This is a genomic window from Bowdeniella nasicola (assembly GCF_001907295.1).
In the GTDB taxonomy this organism is placed as follows: domain Bacteria; phylum Actinomycetota; class Actinomycetes; order Actinomycetales; family Actinomycetaceae; genus Bowdeniella; species Bowdeniella nasicola.
Window position 1 is genome coordinate 1 of record NZ_MQVR01000112.1, and the last position, 4818, is coordinate 4818.

A 4818-nucleotide genomic window follows, 5' to 3' on the forward strand; every position below is an offset into this window, starting at 1 on the left:
ACGACCATGACCGATACCGACACGCCCGCACTAGCAAGCTAAAACCCCAAACGAGAGGAAAACGCCGTTACACCACTACAAGGGACTTGACCCGCAGCGGCCGAAGGATACCGGCGGCGCTTGCTTTCCTAGCATCGTGAGAAGATGAAGGGGTGACCGACGAGAACACTACCCCTGAGACGACCGAGTCTGACGAGTCGCGCGCCCGCGCCCTGCGAGCCTCACTCGACGACTACGAACTCGACGCCGATGACCTAGCACTCCTGCACGGTGATGAGGTCGAAACGACCGCAGACGGTGGCGAGGCGGGGCTACCCGTCGTCGCAATTGTTGGACGTCCCAACGTCGGCAAGTCCACAATCGTCAACCGCATCATCGGCTATCGAGGCGCCGTCGTCCAGGACACGCCCGGAGTCACCCGAGATCGCGTCGCCTACCCGGCTGAGTGGAACGGCAGGCGTTTCACGCTTGTCGACACCGGCGGGTGGGAAGTTGATGTTGCCGGCTTGGATGCCTCGGTTGCCGCGCAGGCCGAAATCGCTGTCGAACGCGCAGACGTCGTCATCCTTGTGGTCGATGCTACGGTCGGTGCTACCGATACTGACGAGCGCGTCGTGCAGATGCTGCGACGCAGCGGAAAGCCCGTGATCCTCGCCGCCAACAAGGTAGATTCACGCACCCAAGAAAGCGACGCCGCTATGCTGTGGTCGCTTGGACTCGGGGAGCCCTACCCGGTATCCGGCCTGCACGGCCGCGGCTCTGGCGACCTGCTCGACGCCCTGCTTGAAGTCCTGCCGGAGGTCTCCGCCGTAGCTAACCCGCTGCCGGCTGACGGTCCGCGCCGCGTGGCCCTCGTCGGGCGTCCCAACGTCGGCAAATCCTCACTGTTGAACCAACTGGCGGGGGAGGGGCGCGTCGTCGTCAACGAGATCGCAGGTACGACCCGTGACCCAGTGGACGAATTGATCGAGATCGATGGCCGCGACTGGTGGTTCGTCGATACCGCCGGCATCCGCCGACGGGTACACAAGGCCGAGGGCGCCGATTTCTACGCCGTGCTCCGCACCCAGCAGGCCCTGGAAAAGGCCGAGGTCGCGGTCGTTCTCGTTGACGCCTCCGAACCCATGACCGAGCAGGACGTCCGTGTCATTCAGCTCGCAATCGACGCCGGTCGTGCCCTGGTTATCGTCTTCAACAAATGGGATGAGGTCGACGAGGATCGCCGCCTCTTCCTCACTCGCGAGATCGAACAGGAACTTCGTCGCATCGAATGGGCGCCGATGATCCGGCTATCGGCCAAGACAGGGTGGCACACGAACCGCCTGACGCGCGCTCTCGATGTCGCACTCGACTCGTGGGACACCCGAATCCCGACAGGGCGCCTCAACGCATTCCTGGGCGAGATATCCGCCGCGAATCCGCACCCAGTTCGCGGTGGCAAGCAGCCGAGAATCCTCTTCGGTACCCAAATCTCGGCGCGCCCGCCGCGCTTCGTCCTCTTTGCGACAGGTTTCATCGAACATCAGTATCGTCGGTTTATTGAACGCAAACTGCGCGAGAATTTCGAATTCGAAGGAACGCCCATCGAGATCTCCGTTCGCGTGCGGGAGCGACGTCAACGAAAATAGGAGCCTGACACTGCCGTAGGGAGGGCACCATGCCGAAAGTGGTCACACGACTGCCGATTCGGCTGGTATTTCTCGCCGTCTGGCTCGTCATCCTCGCATTTGGTGGGATGGCTCAGGGAAAACTATCGAGCGTCCAAGAAAACGACTCCGCGAGTTTCCTTTCCGCTGATGCGGAATCGACGAGAGCTGCGGCCGCCGCGCGGGAATTCCTGGAAGCGGACACAATCCCGGTGCTGGTCACCGGCGCTAGTGACCAAGAGCTGACCAAGGAAGAAATAGGCCAGCAAAGATGCGGACGTTCCTGCTGGTATGGAGCTGCACGTCGCGGGTCCCGGCGGCTATATTGCTGATCTCGTCGGCGCATTCGGCGGAGTCGATCTTCTTCTGCTCCTCGTCGCGCTAGGTGTCGTGGCGGTCATCCTCCTCATCGTTTACCGCTCTCCGATTCTCCCGATTGCGGTCCTCGCGACTGACCTGTTCGCCCTGTGTGGCGCGGCGCTGCTTGTCTACCAACTCGCGGCCAACGAGATCTTGACCCTGGATGGGCAGAGCCAGGGAATTACGTCGATCCTCGTCATCGGCGCAACGACCGACTACTCGCTGCTGTTGGTGGCCCGCTACCGCGAGGCGCTAAGCGAACACGAGCTGCCGCGTGACGCGATGGTGGCCGCCTTAAAGGGGGCTACGCCCGCTATTGTGGCCTCCGGCGCGACGGTTATTGTCGGCCTGCTTGCGCTGCTGCTCTCGGGGTTGTCTGCCACCCGCTCTCTCGGTCCAATCGCCACAATCGGAATCGTGGCAGCCCTCCTTGCGGCCCTTACGCTGTTGCCCGCACTGCTGCTGATTCTCGGCAAGCGTTCCCGCGGGTTCTTCTGGCCCTCGATTCCGCGCACGGACTCAGAGCATCGGGAGAAGCATCGGCTCTGGTCAGCGGTGGCTCGATTCGTCGCCCGCCGCGACCGCATGGTCTGGATCGGGACTGCGTTACTCCTCATCGCGGCGTCGGCACTAGCACCGACGTTCAAAGCGAACGGCACCTCCGACTCGGATATCCTCATCCGTGGCAGCGACGCAGTCTCCGGAAACCAAGTACTGGAAGATCATTTCCCCGCTGGTGCCGTCCAGCCGGTTCAGGTGATCGTCACCGAAGATGAAGCCTCCAGCGTCGCCGATGCGATCGCTGATTTGGATGGGGTTGAAGACGTCAAACCCTATGCGGATATGCCCTAAGGAATGCCGCCGGGCGCCGGCGGCCAAGGCGAGCAGGGCCCGCCGCCCGATGCAGAAGGCCAAAGTTGTCGACGGCAAAGTCATGCTCGAGGTGGCGACCGAGACGCGAGACACGGCACGTGCAGATATTTGGCTGGTCTTTCCCGTCACGTTGCTAGGCATCTTCATCATGCTCATCATCTTGTTGCGCTCACTGGCAGCGCCGCTGATGTTGATCGTGGCGAACTGTCTATCATTCCTTGCCACCATGGGGCTCGCGGCGCTGGCATTCAACCACCTGCTCGATCTGCCAGGGGCCGATCCCGGGGTCCCGCTTTATGGATTCGTATTCTTCGTCGCGCTTGGAATCGACTACACGATCTTCCTGATGACGCGGGTGCGCGAAGAATCGATGCACCACCGGACAAAGGAAGCCCTGCGAAAAGCCCTTGCGACAACGGGCTGCGTCATCACATCTGCGGGGCTCGTCCTCGCGGCGACATTCGCGGTGCTCTCGGTGATTCCCTTACTCTTCATGCTGCAGCTTGCAGTTATCGTTGCGCTTGGCGTTCTCATCGACACATTTATCGTCCGCACCCTCCTCGTTGGTGGTTTCACCCACGATGTAGGGGAGTGGATCTGGTGGCCCGCGAAACGACGCCACAACTCCGATGGTGACGTTGCTGACAAGGAACGCGAGACCGCCTAGATCTCGCGAGAATCACGCCGCACGCGATTCGCGTTCGGGCGCCGCGGTGCCCTATACTCAACTAGGTTAGTTCGAGCTCATCGAACTACGGGCTGTGGCGCAGCTTGGTAGCGCACTTGACTGGGGGTCAAGGGGTCGTGGGTTCAAATCCCGCCAGCCCGACCAGGTGAGGCTTACTGCAAACACCGACCCTATGGGCCGGGTTTGGAGGAGCTTCCAGGGTCAACGAAGTAAGGGAGTCGCCCATGTGGGCGGCTCCCTTCTTCTTCGTTTGGTAGTGCCTGGCCCAGGAGGCCTGAGCGAGGTAGTGCACCGTGGCCGACGCGGGTGCGGCGGGCAGCTCTTCACGAAAGAGGCCGGTCATGAGATAATTGGGGCCGATCGTGACGCTCGGTCGAGCCTGTCTGGCTCCCCGTCGCGAAACCCCTCTCGGCATCGCCTCCGGCGCGGCGCCATAGCAGTGTCAGTGGTCGTCGGTAGCGTAGGACACGCCCCGAGAGCACAACTTAAGACGCGCCTCAGCGCGGAGGAGAACCAGCACAGCATGACAACGTTCAGCACCAGGTGGTCGCACGGCCCCAGCAGCACAACGCGTAACCGTGACGCCCGTCGCCAGGAGGTCACTCGATGACCCCGTCGGTGCCGGATGAGACCCGGGACGCTCACGGAGAGCTGCTCGCCCAACTCCGCGACCTGGTGCCCAGTGCCTTCCTCGACGGGGAACTTGACCGCGATGCCTTGCTCGGAGCGCTCGGCCTCGGCGGCGAGGTCGAGCCTGCCTTCTCCTTCAGCTGGCCCGGTATCGAGCGGGCACGCCAGGATGCCCGTGTCCCGACTACGGCGACGCTCATTCCCGATGAGGATGCTTCCCTACACTGGGCGGACGCCCATGACGTCCTGATCGAGGGCGACAACCTGCAGGTGCTCAAGCTCCTGAAGAACGGCTACTCACGTGCCGTCAAGCTGATCTACATCGAGACAAAGACGTCGGATTTGATAACTGCTGCGTGAGCGTAAGAACCCCTGTTGAACAGGGGTTTCGTTGCTCCAGGCGTGAGCTCAGTGAGTTGTCTTTCCTTTTGCGTCTCACCTCCGAGTAATCCTCTTGCTCGATCTATGCCCCACTCTGTGGCAGAGGGGTGTGATTTTTGCCTTCCGTTAGCGGGTACCACTCAAAGGGGGGTGTCCCTATGGTGGTTGTCAAGCAGCTGCAGAGATTCGGGGCTCGTATAGCGTGCCTGTTTTCATCATCGCGTACATGACGTTCAGTCG

The 4818-nt window shown here is 61.9% G+C and carries 5 protein-coding genes and 1 tRNA gene; all 6 read left to right on the top strand.

Translation table 11 applies throughout. The annotated features are described in order from the left end of the window. The first annotated feature begins 152 nt into the window (after positions 1-152). The 6 genes from der to BSZ39_RS12125 all read left to right on the top strand — a co-directional run bounded on the left by der (position 153) and on the right by BSZ39_RS12125 (position 4557). On the top strand, positions 153-1628 hold the full coding sequence (gene der, locus BSZ39_RS12100) for a ribosome biogenesis GTPase Der (protein WP_073717576.1): 1476 nt from the start codon (positions 153-155) through the stop codon (positions 1626-1628). Positions 1629-1657: 29 nt separating this feature from the next. Then, the gene (locus tag BSZ39_RS14360; protein ID WP_222842958.1) at positions 1658-1978 is read left to right on the top strand and encodes a hypothetical protein; all 321 of its coding nucleotides are present in this window, start codon (positions 1658-1660) and stop codon (positions 1976-1978) included. Beyond that, the gene (locus BSZ39_RS14365) at positions 1938-2858 is read left to right on the top strand and encodes an MMPL family transporter (RefSeq protein ID WP_073717577.1); all 921 of its coding nucleotides are present in this window, start codon (positions 1938-1940) and stop codon (positions 2856-2858) included. The genes BSZ39_RS14360 and BSZ39_RS14365 overlap by 41 nt, the downstream gene beginning before the upstream one ends. Continuing rightward, complete coding sequence (locus BSZ39_RS14370) at positions 2818-3546, top strand: MMPL family transporter (protein WP_222842959.1); 729 nt, start codon at positions 2818-2820, stop codon at positions 3544-3546. Before BSZ39_RS14365 ends, BSZ39_RS14370 begins: the two co-directional genes overlap by 41 nt. A gap of 88 nt (positions 3547-3634) precedes the next feature. Continuing rightward, positions 3635-3711: transfer RNA gene (locus tag BSZ39_RS12115), tRNA-Pro, on the top strand. 462 nt (positions 3712-4173) lie between these two features. Then, on the top strand, positions 4174-4557 hold the full coding sequence (locus BSZ39_RS12125; protein ID WP_073717580.1) for a hypothetical protein: 384 nt from the start codon (positions 4174-4176) through the stop codon (positions 4555-4557). Positions 4558-4818: the final 261 nt, after the last annotated feature.

Excerpts from the sequence above, each read along its gene's own strand:
- BSZ39_RS14365 (WP_073717577.1), top strand. The coding sequence starts at position 1,938 with ATGGAGCTGCACGTCGCGGGTCCCGGCGGCTATATTGCTGATCTCGTC.
- BSZ39_RS12125 (WP_073717580.1), top strand. The coding sequence starts at position 4,174 with ATGACCCCGTCGGTGCCGGATGAGACCCGGGACGCTCACGGAGAGCTG.
- BSZ39_RS14360 (WP_222842958.1), top strand. The coding sequence starts at position 1,658 with ATGCCGAAAGTGGTCACACGACTGCCGATTCGGCTGGTATTTCTCGCC.
- BSZ39_RS14370 (WP_222842959.1), top strand. The coding sequence starts at position 2,818 with ATGGGGTTGAAGACGTCAAACCCTATGCGGATATGCCCTAAGGAATGC.